Below are 14,986 nucleotides of genomic sequence, written 5' to 3'. Positions count from 1 at the left end.
CGCCCACTGGAACCCCCCAGCGTTGCCCGGGACCGGAACACGCGCGGAATGGCAGCGTCGAACGGGCGCTGTCACGCGCCTGCCGTCACTTGGTCCGCGATGCCCTCGTCGTGTACAACCCCCCACTGAACAAAGCCTGTTGCCTGCTCAGATCCCGTGTACAGGGACAAGGTATGCCCAAGGGTGTGGGTTGATTGCGGTTTTGAGGAAATGCCACCGACCCAAAAATACCGACGTTCCGTCAGGTCCGCTCGGCCAGGCTTCCGTCCTTCTCCTCGTGCAACACGCCGGTGCGCGGACACTCCCATACGCCCGGTTCGTCCTCGCGTTCCACGAGGCGTACCCCGGCCCGCCCCACCCAGCCGATCCGGCGGGCCGGCACCCCCGCCACCAGGGCGAAATCCGGTACGTCCCGGGACACGACCGCGCCGGCCGCGACCAGGGCCCACCGCCCGATGCGCACCCCGGCCACGCACACCGAGCGGGCCCCCAGCGAGGCCCCCTCGGCCACCACGACCCCGGCCGCCTCCCAGTCGCCGCCGCGCTTCTGCCGGCCGTCGGGGTCGACCGCCCGCGGGTAGAAGTCGTTGGTGAGCACCGCGGCCGGGCCGATGAACACGCCGTCGCCGAGTTCGGCCGGTTCGTAGACGAGTGCGTAGTTCTGGAGCTTCACGTGGTTCCCGATCTGCACCCCGGGCCCGACGTACGCTCCGCGGCCCACGATGCAGCCGCGGCCGAGCCGCGCGTCCTCCCGTACCTGTGCCAGATCCCAGATCGTGGTTCCGTCCCCGAGTTCGGCCGTCTCGTCGACCTGGGAGGAAGGTTGAATTCGGACACTCACGGGGTGGTCCCCTTACGGCTCGCGAGGCATTCGGATGCACGGCCTTCCGGCGTACGAAGGGGAGCATAGGCGCCCTGCGGCCGGCCCACCGGGAGATCAACCGACTGCCCCCGCAGCGGACTTGGGCGCAACGTGGTCGCGGGAGCCGGTGCCGTCCCCCCTGCGCGGCGGGAGGTGCCAGGGGGGTGGAGGGGGTGGCTAGCCCCATGGTCGGGATCTGTCGGCGCGGTGATGCTGGAAGCACGTGAGGCGGACTTGGACGAGGACGAAGGGGACGGCAATGCGAATCGTGGCTGCTGACGGAGTGAGCGGGACGGCGCTGGCGAACGGTGGGATGCGGGTGCGGACGGCCGGGCGGAGGGAACTCCGGTGCAGCGCGGTGGGCTCCGCGATGTGGATCGCACTCCGGGTGAACGACGGAGCCCTGGATCTGGCCGCGGCCTCGCTCGCGGATGCGTGGCAGACCGATGAGGGGAAGGTCCGTACCGCCATGACCGTCTGGGCGCAACGCCTGATGGACGCCGGGCTGCTGAAGGCCGCGGCCTGACCGCCGCGCACCGCGCCCCGAGGCGCATCCGCGGGCCGGGGGAGGAGCCGCCGCAGCACTGATCAGCCGCGCGCCGGTACCGCCGCCCAGTCGCCCCACCCGGCCGGGAAGTGCAGGCGGTCCAGCTGCGCGGCTGCCGGCGCGAGCGGCGGATCGGTCGAGCCCGCCCACGCGGCGCCCCCGGTGGCGCTCCCGCTGCGCCGGCGCCGGTGCCGGTGGTGCCCGTCGTTGCGCAGGTCCCCGCCCGTGCTCACGGCTCCCGGCGCTGCTGGTCGCTGTCCCGGCGCAGCCGACGGGTGTGCCGGGTCATTTCGTCGATGCGGTCGGCGAGGTCGGCGTGTTCGGGTCGGAGGTGGCGCCGCGCGTCGGTGAGGGGGCCGACGAGGTGAGCGGCGTCGTCGTGGGCGAGGGCCTGATTGAGGACACCGAGGTGCTGTTCCGCGGTGGCCGGGAGATCGGTCAGCGCGGTGATCTGGCCGGCGAGCCGTCGCAGGCCCGCGGCATTGTCCCGCGCCCATGCGGTCACCGTGCGGTCGGCGGCGCGCCGGTCGCGCACCGCTTGGACCCGCTGCTCGCCGGTGGCTCCCGCTGTGCCGGGACGCTGGCGCAGGTAGCGGCGCTCGGCGGCCTGCCGGCTGGCGACTCCGAGGGGTCCCGCGAGGTCGGACCAGCTGGCGCCCGCCTCGCGGGCGGTCTCGATCAGCCCGGTCTCCCAGCCCGCGAGCTGCTCGCGCACCTGGCGCAGCAGCAGGAGCGAGGCGAGCGCCGGATGCGGACCTCCGTTGGTTCCGGTCTCCGGGCCGTCCGGCCGGGCGCTCTGCGCGTCGCGCACGGCCCGGTCGATGGCGTGAAGGGCCGCCGCGGCGGCCAGGAAGGACGCCGGCCCGGGTTGGGGATCGGGTGTGGGGGCCGGGTGGGACGGATCGGCTGTGGTCACGGTCTGTTCCTCGCTTCGGCTGGTCATCCTTCGGATGACGTCATACTTGTCATCGTTTGGATGACATGTTACAACGGGAGTACCGAGAAGCGCATTGGCAGTTACTTGCCTGGACCAACTGGAGGTGTTTCGCGATGTTGATGCGCACTGACCCGTTCCGCGAGCTCGACCGGATCACCCAGCAGCTGATGGGGACGACCGGTACCTGGTCGAAGCCGTCGGTGATGCCGATGGATGCCTACCGCGAAGGCCACGACTACGTGATCGCCTTCGACCTCCCCGGTGTCGCCGCGGACGCGATCGACATCGACGTCGAACGGAACATGCTCACCGTCAAGGCCGAACGCCGCCCCACCGCGAAGGGCGACAGCGTGCAGATGGAGCTCTCCGAGCGTCCCCTCGGGGTGTTCTCCCGCCAGATCGTGCTGGCCGACGCCCTCGACACCGAACACATCGACGCCGACTACGACGCGGGTGTCCTGACCCTGCGCATCCCGATCGCCGAGCGCGCCAAGCCCCGGAAGATCGCGATCAACAGCCACGACGACCGCAAGCAGATCAGCAGCTGATTCCCGCGGCCCCGCCCCTGTGAGCGGCGGAGGACGGGACGACGCCCCTTCCCCCCGGCGGTCCCGTCCTCCGCAGTCGGCCATCACCCCAGGGAGGACTGAGCCCATGCGTCTGCGCTGGGAAGCATTCCTCGAGCGCGTCACGGAACGCGGCGAATACAACACCCAGGACGAGGCCGATCGGGCGGCCCGTGTCGTGCTGGCCCTGCTCGGCGCCCATCTGGTCGGCGCGGAGCGGGCCGAGCTCGCGGCCCGTCTTCCCGAGACCTACGCCCTCATCCTCCTCAACCCCCTGCCGGCCGCCGAGCCGCTGTCCGCCGAGCGCTTCGTACGCGCCACCGCGGCCTGGATCGAAGGCGCCACCCACGCGACCGCGACGTGGGACGTCGGAGCCGTGCTCAGCGTGGTTGCCGATGCGGCCGGTGAGGATCTCACCCGGCGTCTCCTGCTCCAGCTCCCACCCGGCTACGACCTCCTCTTCGGGCGCCCCGAGGCCGTCTGATCCACACGCACCCGTCCCGTCGCCGACGGCGCCCCACCCGACCGCCCCTTCCACGAGAAAGGCATGCAGCAGCCGTGTTCCACCAGCCTGAACCGCTCCAGCGGGCAACGGACATGACGTACGACCAGATGCTGGAGAGGGTTCGCTACGAGGGCGCCTACCCCACCCGCGAACGGGCCGAGGAGGCCGTCCGCAACGTCCTGGCGGCCCTCGGGCGCCAGATCGTCGGGAACGAACTCGTCGAGCTGGCGTCCCGCCTCCCGGCGGAAGCCGGCCTGGTCCTCACCGCTCAGGTCCCCGACGCCGAGCCGCTCAGCGGCTGGGGCTTCGTGAAGGACCTCGCGGCTCGCAACGGTGCCACGCCCGCCACCACGCGCTGGGAAACCGGCGCCGTCCTGGCCGTGGTCGCCCACCTGAGCGGCCCCGACCTCCTCGCCCGCATCCTGTGCCGGCTCCCCGAGGGCTGGGCCCTCCTCTTCGGTCAGGCGCAGCTCCGCCAGCCGCAGCCCGCCGCGTGAGCCCACCGCTGGAACCGGCGTCCACACCCGGCTCCCGGCCCGGAAGCTGTCCCCGGCACCCCTCGCATACCTGTGCCCGCCGGCATAGAAATAGGGAAAAGGCGCGGTGAGTATTTCTGGCTCACCGATAGAGCGGAGCATCTTTCCTGCTCGACCGGCCCCGACGTGCTACTGTGATTTCAGTTGCAGTCATGGTTCCCAAAAACTTCGGGCACTCCCGCTGAACCGCTGGTCCGGCGGGAGTGCTTTTGTATTCCGGTCATTTCCGGACGGGGTGATCATCGCGGCGACTCGAGGTCCGCAAGGTGCGGACCTCTGGGCTGTGCCCCGAAGGAGATTTGATATGGCTAACGGTACCGTGAAGTGGTTCAACGCGGAAAAGGGCTTCGGCTTCATCGAGCAGGAGGGCGGCGGTCCTGACGTGTTCGCCCACTACTCCAACATTGCCTCCCAGGGCTTCCGCGAACTGCAGGAAGGCCAGAAGGTCAGCTTCGACATCGCGCAGGGCCAGAAGGGCCCGACCGCGGAGAACATCGTCACTGCCTGACGCTGACGCGTAGTACGCAGCTGGGGCCCGCACCTTGGGGTGCGGGCCCCAGCTTGTTTTGTTTCCCTGTTCGGCCGGGTGAACCGTCCCCCGCGTCGAATATCATCGCCCGCACGATAACGGCCGTTCTCTTCGGTGTCGCTGCGGTGCTCTCTCCATGACGATCCAGCTTCCGGTCACCATTCGGCCATGCTGCATTCGTCTTTTCTTCGGCTCGTTCTTGCGAATCCGTGCGGCCTGTTTTCTGCTGCCGGAATTCCTCGATGCGTGCCGTATCGAGGAAGGTTCTGCATGAACCGCTCAGCTCGTACGAACGACCGCTCGACCCGCACCCGTACCGGTGGCCGCCCTGGCGGGCAGGGCCGTTCGGGTGGTTTTGGCCGACGTCCCGCCGCCGTACAGGGCGAATTCGCCCCGCCGGCCACCCTGACCCCCGCCCTGCCGCCCGTCGAGGCCTTCGCGGACCTCGCGCTGCCGTCGCAGCTGCTGGCCGCCCTCAGCGCCGAGGGCATGTCCGTGCCCTTCCCGATCCAAGCGGCCACCCTGCCGAACACGCTCGCCGGCCGCGACGCCCTGGGGCGCGGGCGCACCGGATCCGGCAAGACCCTCGCCTTCGGTCTGGCCCTGCTCGCCCGTACGAGCGGACAACGCGCCGAGCCCGGCCAGCCCCGCGCGCTGATCCTCGTACCGACGCGCGAGCTGGCCCAGCAGGTCACAGCCGCCCTCACCCCGTACGCCAGGGCCCTGAAACTGCGCCTCGCGACGGTGGTGGGCGGCCTGCCGATCCACCGCCAGGCCGGGGCGCTGCGCGGCGGGGCAGAAGTCGTCGTGGCGACGCCCGGCCGCCTCAAGGACCTCATCGAACGCGGCGACTGCCGGTTGGACCAGGTCGGCATCACCGTCCTGGACGAAGCCGACCAGATGACCGACATGGGCTTCATGCCCCAGGTGACCGCCCTGCTCGACCAGGTGCGTCCCGGGGGACAGCGGATGCTGTTCTCCGCCACTTTGGACCGCAACGTCGACCTGTTGGTCCGCCGCTATCTGACGGACCCCGTCGTGCACTCGGTGGACCCGTCGGCCGGCGCCGTCACGACGATGGAGCACCACGTGCTGCACGTCCAGGGCCACGACAAGAACGCCGCGACCACGGAGATCGCCGCCCGCGACGGCCGAGTGATCATGTTCCTGGACACCAAGCACGCCGTGGACCGCCTGACCGAGCACCTGCTGAGCAGCGGCGTACGGGCCGCGGCCCTGCACGGCGGCAAGTCCCAGCCCCAGCGCACCCGCACGCTCGCCCAGTTCAAGACCGGACACGTGACGGTGCTGGTGGCGACGAACGTCGCCGCGCGCGGCATCCACGTCGACGACCTCGACCTCGTGGTCAACGTGGATCCTCCCACCGACCCCAAGGACTACCTGCACCGCGGCGGGCGCACCGCCCGCGCCGGCGGGTCCGGCAGCGTGGTCACCCTCGTCACCCCGGGGCAGCGCCGCGAGATGACCCGACTCCTGGCCGCCGCGGGCATCACCCCCCGGACCACCCAGGTGCGCTCCGGCGAGGAAGCGCTGTGCCGCATCGCCGGCGCCCAAGCTCCCTCCGGTGTGCCGGTCGTCATCACCGCCCCGGCACCGCAGCGCCCCGCCCGCCAGGGCGCCCGCCCGTCCCGGGCGGGGCGCAGTCGCCCGGCGCGGGACCGGCGCGGGACCGGCGCAGGCACTCCGAGGCGGCCGAGCGCACTGGCCCCGGCGGCCTGAGCAGCGCCCTCCGCAGGGTGCCCCGCCGGCACTGCCCCGTCCCCCACTTCGCAGGAGAGTTCGTTGACGTTGATCGAGACGCACCCGTACGAGGCCGGATGTGCTCCCACGGTGGGCGACGTGATGCAGCCGTGCGGCCCGCAGGTCTGTGAGGACATGAGCGTCGAAGTGGCCCTGTCCGTCATGGCCGGAGCCCTCGTTGGCCACCTCGTCCTGTGCGACGAGGACGGTCGGTGCACCGGTCTGGTCACGCAGACCCAGCTGGTCGCGTTCCGCACGTCGGCCGCGTACACCGACCGTGTCCGTCTGGGCGCCGTCGTTCGCGACCGTGTGCCGTGCATCGCTGAGGGGATGTCGGTGCACGATGCTGAGCGGGTCCTGTGGGACGGACCCTTCGGCATCCTGCCGGTCGTCGACGCCGACGGCTGTGCCGCGGGCGTCCTCACCGGAGCCTGCTGATCCGGCCCCGGTTCTGACCCGGGCCGCCCACAGAGTGAACCAGGGTCGGTAGGACCTGGCAGATGGTGTTGAATTTCCCTCGGGGCCCTGGTGCCGTACGGCGCCAGGGCCCTTCGACGCGTTCCCACTCGAGGTGAAAATTGACGGCAGAGAACTCACTCGGACGACTCGACGACGACGACTACCCCGCCTACACCATGGGCCGGGCCGCCGAAATGCTCGGCACCACACCGAACTTCCTGCGCGCCATCGGCGAAGCCCGTCTGATCACGCCGCTGCGCTCCGAGGGCGGCCACCGCCGCTACTCCCGTTACCAGCTGCGCATCGCGGCCCGCGCCAGGGAACTCGTCGACCAGGGCACCCCCATCGAGGCCGCGTGCCGCATCGTCATCCTCGAAGACCAGCTCGAGGAGGCCAGACGCCTCAACGAGGAGTACCGGCGGGCAGCCACCGGACCAGGGGCAGACGGCGGCGCCTGATCGCGCGGCGCGGGCGGCCCGGCCCCGGCGCACTCTCGGCCGGAGCCCCCGTCGAGCGGCCCCGACAGCGGCGTTCCCCACACAGCGGCGTTCCCCACACACTGGGCCCGTCGCAGTGAGCTGGTGGCGTTCGGGCCGTCAGCCGCCGTCGCGCGACATCCTTGGCGGTGAGCCCTTCGGGGGCGATCGAGAGGAGCGGATGTGTCGAGTCGTGAACGCCGGATCGTGGTGGTCCGTCATGCCAAAGCGGGGCCGAAAGACGTTCCGGACGACTTCGGCCGTGCGCTGGCCGACCGCGGGCGAGCCGACGCGCCGATGACCGGTCGCTGGCTCGCACAGCAGGGCTTCCGGGTGGATCTGGCCCGCTGTTCTTCGGCCCGGCGCACGCGCCAGACGTGGGAACTCGTACTGCCGCACCTGCCCGAGCCGCCGCCGACGGTCTACGAGGACCGGCTCTACGACGCAGACGTGGACGACCTGCTCGCCATCCTCGCGCAGACCCCCGACGCGGTGACCTGCCTGGTGCTCGTGGGGCACAATCCGGCCGTGCACGAGCTGGCGAAGGGCCTCTGCGGTGACGGCCCCGAGCCCTTGGTGAGCCGGGTCGCCACGAAGTTCCCCACGGGGGCGGCTGCGGTACTGACCATGACGGGCGAATGGGCCGACGTGGCCCGGGGCGGAGCCCGCCTGGTGGCGTTCCACGCGCCCCGAGACTGACGGCGGTCCGCGGTGGGGGCGCTCGGCGACCGCACGCCGTTCCGGGGGGATGAGGACGACGTGCGGCCGCCCGTCCGGCGCTGCCCCACCGCTCGAAGGGCAACGCACCGACACTCCGCGTTTGTCCCGTCCAGGCGGTGCCAAACGCCCGGCACGCGAGGAGACCCCCGCTGGAGCGCGGGCGCCGGTCCGCGGGCACGGTGGCGGGGGCGTCACCCTGCCGTGCTGCTCCCCGCCGGCCGGCCGTGGGGCGTCACCGCCCCCCGACCACCAGGCGCCGGAACGCCCGTGCGTCGACGACGGCCGCCCCGCCCACGTCGTTGTTGAAGTAGGCGAAGACGTCGGCGTCGGGGGGCCAGGCGTCCGCGATCCGCGCCGCCCAGGACTTCAGGGCCGTCCTCCCGTACCGGGGCGCGGGCTCGGCCCGGCCCGCGTGGAAGCGTACGTAACCCCAGTCGGCGGTCCTCCACAGCGGTGTCACGGGACGTGATCCCCGGTCCGCCCAACAGAGCGCGGCCCCGCGCGCGGCCAGCACCTCCCTGACCTGTGGGACCCACCAGGAGTCGTGCCGCGGTTCGACGGCCACGCGCGTACTTCGGGGGAAGCAGGCGAGACAGGCGTCCAGGGCTCCGGCGTCCACGCGGAGGGTCGGCGGCAACTGGAGCAGGATCGGGCCCAGCCGGTCACCCAGGGCGCTGCTGTGCGCCATCAGCCGTTGGACCGGCTCCTGCGGCTCCCGCAGGCGTTTGACGTGGGTCAGGAAACGGCTGGCTTTGACCGCCATGACGAAACCGGGCGGGGTCCGCTCCCGCCACGCGGCGAACGTCTGCGGGTCGGGCAGCCGGTAGAAGGCGTTGTTGCTCTCGACGGTGCGGAAGTGCTGCGCGTACTCCTCCAGCCAGAGCCGCTGGGGCCGTCCTTCCGGATAGAGGATCCCCGCCCAGTCCCGGTACTGCCATCCGGAGGTTCCGACGTACACCGGCATGAGGTCACCCGCCTCCGGGCGGAGGCCCCCTCCCGGGGCTGCTCCGCGCGTTCGCCTTGCTGGTCCTCCTGAGGAGCGGCTACCCCCGGTGCGCCGAACCATGCAGGGGCCGGCAGCCGGTCGGAACGGCCTGTGCACGGGTGCCCCCTGGCACGGATTCCCACAAGATGGGAGGCAGGACGTGCATGACGGCGCCGATCACGGGGAGCCGCCAGGTAGGACGCGCAACGCGTCCCGGCAGGCAACCGGGAGTCCGACCCCGCGCCATCGTCCTGGCCCTCTGAACGGAGGCACCATGAGCAGTACCGAACCGCACGGCGACGAGGTGTACCAGCCCAGTGGGGCGGAGGACCCGGCCCAGGCGCAGCCCGACATGGAGAACGCCCTGGACGAACCCGGCCTCGACGAGACCCTGGATACGGGGTACTCGCCGCCCGAGCGACCCCTGGCGGTCACCGACTACGGCACCACGGTCGACGAACAGCGGGCCGGCGAGACCCTCGACCAGCGTCTCGCCCGCGAGGTTCCCGACTCGGGCGCAGACGGGAGCACGTGGGACGTGGCTGCTGAAGGGGCTGGCGACGCCCCGCAGGCCGGTCCCGTCCGGGCGGGACGGCTGGCCAGTGCCGAAGAGACCGGCCCCGTGCGCCACATCTCCGTCGTGGCCCGTGACGTGGGAGTGAACGGTGGCGCCGCATCAGCGGAGGAGGCGGCCGTTCACCTCATCGAGGAAGGGGACGAGCAGGAGGATTCCCGCTGACTGCCACTACGGCCACTGCCACTACGGCCACTGCCACTGCGGCCACTGCCACTGCCGGAGCGGCTTGCGCCGCGCGGAGGCTTGCGGTCAGTGCGTCCGGTGGGTGAGGCCCCGTTGTCCCGGAACGGTCGACGCCCGCCCGGCGCCGGTGGGTCGCCGGCCCGCACCACGGGGGCGAAGGCCGGGGAAGGGATTGCGCCGCACCGGCGCCGCAGGGCTCAGGACCAACAGTGCGACGAGGGCGACGACCGCGACGAGGATGAGCACGGCCACGAGCTTCATGTTCCTGCCTTCCGTCGGGTAGGGACGACGTGTCACTACGTTGTGTAACCAGAACGGCGGCGCGTAAACACGTTGGGTGAAACCCGCCAGGGGGCGTTGGCGCGCACCTTCGGCGCGGCTCCGCGTCCGCGCGGGACGGCCTCGCCAGGCTGGCGGGGGGACCAGCACCGAACCGGAGGCACCGATGACGCAGGCCGTACCGTTCACGATCGCCGAGACCTACGCGTTGCAGAACGCGCTGGGCAAGCTCGTCGCCGAGGGAGCCGGCCCGGGAGGCGTGGTCATCTGCGGCACGGCCGCCGGGGACCGGAACGTGCTGTCGGACGGCGTCGTCTCTCCGTTCACGGGTCCCGGCGCCCCGGATGAGGCGACCGTTTACGACATCGCGTCCCTGACGAAGGTCACGGCCACGTGGCCGCTGGTCGGCCGCGCCGTGCACGCGGGACTGATGGATCTGGACGCCCCCGTACGGGACTTCCTGCCGCCCGTGGACGACCAGCTGCCCGGTGCGCGGGCCACGGTGCGCCAACTGCTCTCCCACACCTCCGGTCTGCGCGTCTCCACCCGACTCGACCTGTACGACCTCACCGAGGAACCGCTGCACGAGTTGATCTGCCGCGAACCACTGGAGAACCTTCCGGGCACCCACCGGTACATCAACCGCGGCTTCATCCTCCTCGGGCTCGCCCTCGCCCACGTCCACCAGCAGCCGCTGGACCGGCTGGCAGCCGCCCTGTGGACCGAGCTGGGCATGCACGCAACGGCCTACGGGCCGCTCGCCCAGTCGCCCCGGGTCGCGCCGACGGAGCGGTCCGGGGACCACGACCGGCTGTGGGGGGCGGTCCACGACAAGAACGCAGCGATCATGGGCGGCGTCGCCGGGCACGCCGGAGCGTTCGCACCGGCCGCCGATCTCGCCACCTACGCCGAGCACCTCCTCGCCGGTGACCGGACGCAGCTCGCCGGATGGCTGCGGACCAGCCTCGCCCCGCAGGCGGAGATCGAGCCCGGTCTGCGCCGCGGCCTGGCGTGGGCCCTCGCGTCCGGTGACACGGTGGCCTACCACCACGGCTTCACCGGCACCAGTTTGTACCTCGCCCCCGTCACGGGACGCTACGTGGTCATCCTCACCAACGCCGTCCACAACGGCGCTTCCCGGACCCGGATCGCGCCGCTGCGGGAGTGCGCCCTCAAGACGCTCTCCACGAGCTGAGACCGCAAGGGCGGCGGCCGGCTCGGCAGGCCGGCGATGGATAGCGATCGATCGGGACGTGTTCAGGCCAGGAACGACAGCCGCACCGTGCGGCGCGGATTGTCCCGATTGGTGTCCACCAGGACGACCGACTGCCATGTGCCGAGCGCGAGTTCTCCGCCGACGACCGGCAGGGTGGCGTGCGGGGTCACGAGTGCGGGCAGCACGTGGTCGCGGCCGTGTCCGGGGGAGCCGTGCCGGTGCCGCCAGCGGTCGTCGGCGGGAAGCAGCGTGCGCAGCGCGTCCAGCAGGTCCTCGTCGCTGCCCGCGCCAGTCTCGATGACGGCCAGCCCGGCGGTCGCGTGCGGGGTGAACACGTTGAGGAGGCCGTCCCGACCCCGGGCGGTGTCCCGCAGGAACTCGGCGCAGGCGGCGGTGAGGTCGTGGACGGCCTCCGTGGTGCCGGTCGTGATCTCGACGGCCTTGGTGGTGAAGGTGTCTGCCATGCGGCCATCCTGGCGCGCCACCGCGTACGCGTGCCGCCGCCGCACCGCATCGGGCGCGGACCGCGGGCGGCGCGGATCGCGGACGGTCGGCCCGCCCGTCGGCCTACCGGTCGAACCACGGGGCGGCGGGCGCCACCGGAGGCAGGTCACGACTTGCCCTCCGCCTCCGCCTCCGCGCAGGCGTGGGTCCGGCTGGAGGGGAGGGAGGTGGCCGAGTGGTCGCCCGGGTCCGGGACCACCGCTTCCGTGGCGAGCACGATCACCGCGTCCTCCGGGCCGAACCGTACGCGGTCCCGCTTGTCCGGATTGATCCGGACACCGTACGAGGGGCCGTGGGCGCCGTCCTCGTGCCGTCGGTACCCGATGACGCAGTGCCCTTGCCTGCGGCCGGACTCCACCACCGTGGCGAAGGTGATCGGCTGCTCGGACAGCACGTAGTGCGACGCCGGCTTCAGGTGGAGCGTGGCCCCGCCGGCCGAGAACAGGCGGTCGAAGACGTCGGCGAGGTGTCGGTTCTCCGCGATCTGTGCCATCAGCAGGCTGATGAGCCGGCCGCCGACGATGAAGTCGGAGCCTTCCCGGGCAGGGGCGAGCAGCCGGTTGCGGTCGTCGGTCATCTCGGTCACGACGGCCAGTTCCCGGCCCGACGCCTCCTGCAGCGCACGCAGGTGGAGCAGGGTCACCAAGGTCCGGTCGTCGCCGCCGAGCGTGCCGGCGGCGGCATCGGTCGTGTCGTCGTAGCCGAGGACGATGGCCCTGTCGAAGGACAGCACGTCCAGATCGGCGAGGGCCCGCGGGTCGGTGATGTCCCCGCCGTGCACGGTGACGCGCATCCGGCGTTCGGGCGACCGTGCGCACCGGTCCGCCTCCTGGAGCGCCTCCTCGCCCTGCGCCATGACCACCAGGACGGACCCGTCGGGTACGCACGGATCGAGCTGGTCGATGATCAGCGGCGCGCGGCGGTTCCAACCCAGCAGGAGGAAGTTCTCGGGGGGTGGCGTCGGCGTGCCGGGCGCCACGACGGCCTCGTCGTCGACGGGGAGCGGCCTGTCCGTCGGCACCGCGGTGTCGTCGTCCTCGGTGATGAGGACGATCCGGTCGCCCTCCTCCAGCACGCTGTCGGCCGGCGGGTTGAGCTCGACGACGCCTGTAGCCCGCAGGATGCCGACGACGCACGAGGTGGCGTACGCCAGGAGCAGCTCGCCGAAGGTGCGCCCGGTCAGGGAGGGTTCGCAGACCGTGTAGAACTCGTCCCCGTCGAAGTCCAGCAGTTCCTGGTGGACGAGGGACAGCCCCGGCTGGCGCGAGGTCTGGGCGATCAGGCGGGCGGTGACGTCCTCGATGTTCAGTACCCGGCCGTGGACTCCGGAGGCCAGTTGCGCCGCACGGTGGTGGCGGCCGTCGCGGACCGCGGCCACGACGCTGGGGCGACCCCGCCCCCGTACGGCCGCCTCCAGCGCGAGGAGGGTCTTCACCACGTGGGCGTCGCCCTCCGCGCCCTCGTGCGTGAGGACCAGGACGGCGCGGGCGGTTTCCGGGCTGACGAGAGTGACCACCGCGGGGTCCGTGGTCACACCGCTGCGGCAGATCAGCCGGGTGCGACCCAGGCGGCCGACCGCGATGGCGATCTGGTCCTCCATCTCCGCCTTGTCCTGCGGGCCGAGGACTGCGACGACCGCCCTGCGTTGGTTGGAGTTGGCGACGATCAGTTCGGAGACGATCGGGAAGACCTGGTCGGACCAGCCCAACAGGACGGTGTGCTGCTCCTCCAGGACGGTGGACCGACCGCGCCGCAGGTCCATCGCCTTGTCGTTGAGGCCGGTGGTGATCAGGCTGACGAGCGTGGAGACGAACAGGAGGGCCACGAGGGCCAGGAGGACGGAGATCAGTACGTAGAGGGGGCTGCCGACCGCGCCGCCGATCTTCAGGGTCTGTCCGACGCTGACCCAGATGGCCACCAGCTGCCCGGACCAGGTGCTGGGCGCACGGCGGTCGGCCCAGACCAGCGCCGCGCTCGCCGGGACCACGACGGCCAGGCAGAGCAGGGTCAGCCAGCCGATGAGCACCGGTGTTCCGCGGGCCATGATGCTGTCGAACCAGTACCGTGCGCGCGCTAGTGCGGGCCTGCGGTCTTCCGTCGTCATGCGACCTGTCAACCGGACTTCCTCGGGCAGCTGTTGGCGCCGGGCCGGTGGCGGGGGACCGTCCGGCACCGGCGGGTTGTGCACGAGCCACGCTAGTTCGTCCGGCCCGGGCGCAAGGTTCCAGAGCCGTAGATTCCGCCCATCGCGTGACAACTCGGTCCCACTTTCGGGCGCCGCCGGCAACAGGGAACGGCCGGCCGCCCGACGGCCGCCGTGTACGCAGCCCGGTACGAGGGGCCGCCCGCACGGCCTCGTAGGGTGACGGCATGGCGAGCACACGACCGGAGAACGACGGCACCCGACTGCTGTACGGATGCATGGCGCTCGGCGGCAGCTGGGACGGCGATCCGTACCGGCCCGCCGACATCGATGCGGCCGAGGCGGCGATCGTCGCCGCGCTGGACAGCGGGATCAGCACCTTCGACCACGCCGACATCTACCGCCGCGGCAAGGCGGAGGCCGTGTTCGGAGAGGTCCTGGCCCGTACGCCCGGCCTGCGCGAGCGGATCGTCCTGCAGACGAAGTGCGGGATCCGGCTCGCGGAGGGCGACCGCCCCGGCATCTACGACCTGCGCGGTTCTTCCATCGTCCAGCGGGTCGAGGAGAGCCTCGGCCGTCTTCGCACCGACGTGGTCGACGTACTGCTCCTGCACCGGCCGGATCCCCTCGCCGACATGGCGGACGTCGCGGCGGCCCTCACCTCACTGCGTGAACAGGGACTCGTCCGACGTTTCGGCGTCTCGAACATGAACGCCGCGCAGATCGCCCGCCTCCAACTCCACCTCGACTTTCCGCTGGCGGTCAACCAGTTGGAGATGAGCCTCGACCGGCGGGACTGGCTGGAGGACGGAGTGCTGGTGAACACGGCGGCAGCTGCGGCGGGCGGCTTCCCGTCGGGGACGGTCGAATACTGTCTGGAGAAGGGCGTCCGCCTCCAGGCCTGGGGTGCACTGGCCCAGGGGCGGTTCACCGGACGGCAGGAGAGCCCCGAGGAGCACGCGACCGCCCGCCTCGTGCGGTCACTGGCCGACGCGAAGGGCACGACGCCGGAAACCGTCCTGCTGTGGTGGCTCCAGTGCCACCCCGCACGGGTCGCCCCCGTCGTGGGTAGCGGCCGACCCGAGCGCATACGTGCCTGCCGCGACGCTGCGCTGCGCGAACCCGATCTGACGCACGAGGAGTGGTACGAGCTGTGGCTCACCGCCCGCGGAGCGCCGCTGCCGTAGCCGCGTGCTCACAC

Annotated in this window: 20 protein-coding genes; 13 read left to right on the top strand and 7 right to left on the bottom strand. The window is 71.7% G+C overall.

What is annotated here, in order from left to right:
* Window positions 1-241 precede the first annotated feature (241 nt).
* A complete protein-coding gene (locus ABZZ20_RS30975) occupies window positions 242-841 on the bottom strand; it encodes a DapH/DapD/GlmU-related protein (RefSeq protein ID WP_356875307.1) in 600 nt (199 codons plus the stop codon).
* Between the two features lie 289 nt (window positions 842-1,130).
* On the opposite strand from ABZZ20_RS30975, the gene ABZZ20_RS30970 reads away from it, so the two are divergent.
* Window positions 1,131-1,388 carry a hypothetical protein gene (locus ABZZ20_RS30970; RefSeq protein WP_356875305.1) on the top strand — a complete coding sequence of 86 codons (258 nt, stop codon included), beginning with the start codon at window positions 1,131-1,133 and terminating at the stop codon, window positions 1,386-1,388.
* Between the two features lie 62 nt (window positions 1,389-1,450).
* Here the strand turns inward: ABZZ20_RS30970 and ABZZ20_RS30965 are convergent, their stop codons facing one another.
* Window positions 1,451-1,642: a hypothetical protein gene (locus ABZZ20_RS30965; RefSeq protein ID WP_356875303.1), complete on the bottom strand. Its 192-nt coding sequence runs from the start codon at window positions 1,640-1,642 to the stop codon at window positions 1,451-1,453.
* On the bottom strand, window positions 1,639-2,325 hold the full coding sequence (locus ABZZ20_RS30960; protein ID WP_356875301.1) for an HSP18 transcriptional regulator: 687 nt from the start codon (window positions 2,323-2,325) through the stop codon (window positions 1,639-1,641). The genes ABZZ20_RS30965 and ABZZ20_RS30960 overlap by 4 nt, the downstream gene beginning before the upstream one ends.
* A 134-nt stretch (window positions 2,326-2,459) precedes the next feature.
* On the opposite strand from ABZZ20_RS30960, the gene ABZZ20_RS30955 reads away from it, so the two are divergent.
* The 9 genes from ABZZ20_RS30955 (at window position 2,460) to ABZZ20_RS30915 (ending at window position 7,877) form a co-directional block, all read left to right on the top strand.
* Window positions 2,460-2,894, top strand: a complete 435-nt coding sequence (locus ABZZ20_RS30955) for an Hsp20/alpha crystallin family protein (RefSeq protein ID WP_356875299.1) — start codon at window positions 2,460-2,462, stop codon at window positions 2,892-2,894.
* Between the two features lie 106 nt (window positions 2,895-3,000).
* The gene (locus ABZZ20_RS30950) at window positions 3,001-3,396 is read left to right on the top strand and encodes a DUF2267 domain-containing protein (RefSeq protein ID WP_356875297.1); all 396 of its coding nucleotides are present in this window, start codon (window positions 3,001-3,003) and stop codon (window positions 3,394-3,396) included.
* 113 nt (window positions 3,397-3,509) lie between these two features.
* A complete protein-coding gene (locus ABZZ20_RS30945; protein WP_356875355.1) occupies window positions 3,510-3,914 on the top strand; it encodes a DUF2267 domain-containing protein in 405 nt (134 codons plus the stop codon).
* A 343-nt stretch (window positions 3,915-4,257) separates the two neighbouring features.
* A complete protein-coding gene (locus ABZZ20_RS30940; RefSeq protein ID WP_053678014.1) occupies window positions 4,258-4,461 on the top strand; it encodes a cold-shock protein in 204 nt (67 codons plus the stop codon).
* 157 nt (window positions 4,462-4,618) lie between these two features.
* Window positions 4,619-4,756, top strand: a complete 138-nt coding sequence (locus tag ABZZ20_RS30935) for a hypothetical protein (protein ID WP_356875294.1) — start codon at window positions 4,619-4,621, stop codon at window positions 4,754-4,756.
* Window positions 4,753-6,222 carry a DEAD/DEAH box helicase gene (locus ABZZ20_RS30930; protein WP_356875292.1) on the top strand — a complete coding sequence of 490 codons (1,470 nt, stop codon included), beginning with the start codon at window positions 4,753-4,755 and terminating at the stop codon, window positions 6,220-6,222. Before ABZZ20_RS30935 ends, ABZZ20_RS30930 begins: the two co-directional genes overlap by 4 nt.
* Window positions 6,223-6,285: 63 nt before the next feature.
* The gene (locus ABZZ20_RS30925; RefSeq protein WP_356875290.1) at window positions 6,286-6,681 is read left to right on the top strand and encodes a CBS domain-containing protein; all 396 of its coding nucleotides are present in this window, start codon (window positions 6,286-6,288) and stop codon (window positions 6,679-6,681) included.
* A gap of 140 nt (window positions 6,682-6,821) precedes the next feature.
* Window positions 6,822-7,160, top strand: a complete 339-nt coding sequence (locus ABZZ20_RS30920) for a MerR family transcriptional regulator (RefSeq protein WP_356875288.1) — start codon at window positions 6,822-6,824, stop codon at window positions 7,158-7,160.
* Between the two features lie 201 nt (window positions 7,161-7,361).
* Window positions 7,362-7,877: a histidine phosphatase family protein gene (locus tag ABZZ20_RS30915; RefSeq protein ID WP_356875286.1), complete on the top strand. Its 516-nt coding sequence runs from the start codon at window positions 7,362-7,364 to the stop codon at window positions 7,875-7,877.
* A gap of 253 nt (window positions 7,878-8,130) precedes the next feature.
* On the opposite strand, the gene ABZZ20_RS30910 is transcribed toward ABZZ20_RS30915, so the two are convergent.
* On the bottom strand, window positions 8,131-8,862 hold the full coding sequence (locus ABZZ20_RS30910) for a DUF72 domain-containing protein (RefSeq protein WP_356875284.1): 732 nt from the start codon (window positions 8,860-8,862) through the stop codon (window positions 8,131-8,133).
* 295 nt (window positions 8,863-9,157) lie between these two features.
* Between ABZZ20_RS30910 and ABZZ20_RS30905 the strand changes: the two genes are divergently transcribed.
* A complete protein-coding gene (locus ABZZ20_RS30905) occupies window positions 9,158-9,622 on the top strand; it encodes a DUF5709 domain-containing protein (RefSeq protein ID WP_356875282.1) in 465 nt (154 codons plus the stop codon).
* Window positions 9,623-9,709: 87 nt separating this feature from the next.
* On the opposite strand, the gene ABZZ20_RS30900 is transcribed toward ABZZ20_RS30905, so the two are convergent.
* Window positions 9,710-9,904, bottom strand: a complete 195-nt coding sequence (locus tag ABZZ20_RS30900) for a hypothetical protein (RefSeq protein WP_356875280.1) — start codon at window positions 9,902-9,904, stop codon at window positions 9,710-9,712.
* 184 nt (window positions 9,905-10,088) lie between these two features.
* Between ABZZ20_RS30900 and ABZZ20_RS30895 the strand changes: the two genes are divergently transcribed.
* Window positions 10,089-11,117 carry a serine hydrolase domain-containing protein gene (locus tag ABZZ20_RS30895; protein ID WP_356875279.1) on the top strand — a complete coding sequence of 343 codons (1,029 nt, stop codon included), beginning with the start codon at window positions 10,089-10,091 and terminating at the stop codon, window positions 11,115-11,117.
* Between the two features lie 62 nt (window positions 11,118-11,179).
* Here ABZZ20_RS30895 and ABZZ20_RS30890 read toward each other — a convergent pair whose 3' ends face one another.
* The gene (locus tag ABZZ20_RS30890; protein ID WP_356875277.1) at window positions 11,180-11,602 is read right to left on the bottom strand and encodes a secondary thiamine-phosphate synthase enzyme YjbQ; all 423 of its coding nucleotides are present in this window, start codon (window positions 11,600-11,602) and stop codon (window positions 11,180-11,182) included.
* Between the two features lie 146 nt (window positions 11,603-11,748).
* Entirely contained in the window at window positions 11,749-13,746 is a 1,998-nt protein-coding gene (locus ABZZ20_RS30885) for an NAD-binding lipoprotein (RefSeq protein WP_356875275.1), read from the bottom strand.
* Window positions 13,747-14,012: 266 nt separating this feature from the next.
* Here ABZZ20_RS30885 and ABZZ20_RS30880 point away from each other — a divergent pair, with 266 nt between their 5' ends.
* Window positions 14,013-14,972, top strand: a complete 960-nt coding sequence (locus ABZZ20_RS30880) for an aldo/keto reductase (protein WP_356875273.1) — start codon at window positions 14,013-14,015, stop codon at window positions 14,970-14,972.
* Window positions 14,973-14,986 lie beyond the last annotated feature (14 nt).

It is taken from the genome of Streptomyces sp. NPDC006430, assembly GCF_040612395.1.
GTDB lineage: Bacteria > Actinomycetota > Actinomycetes > Streptomycetales > Streptomycetaceae > Streptomyces.
This window is presented reverse-complemented; position numbering and strand designations above follow the sequence as displayed.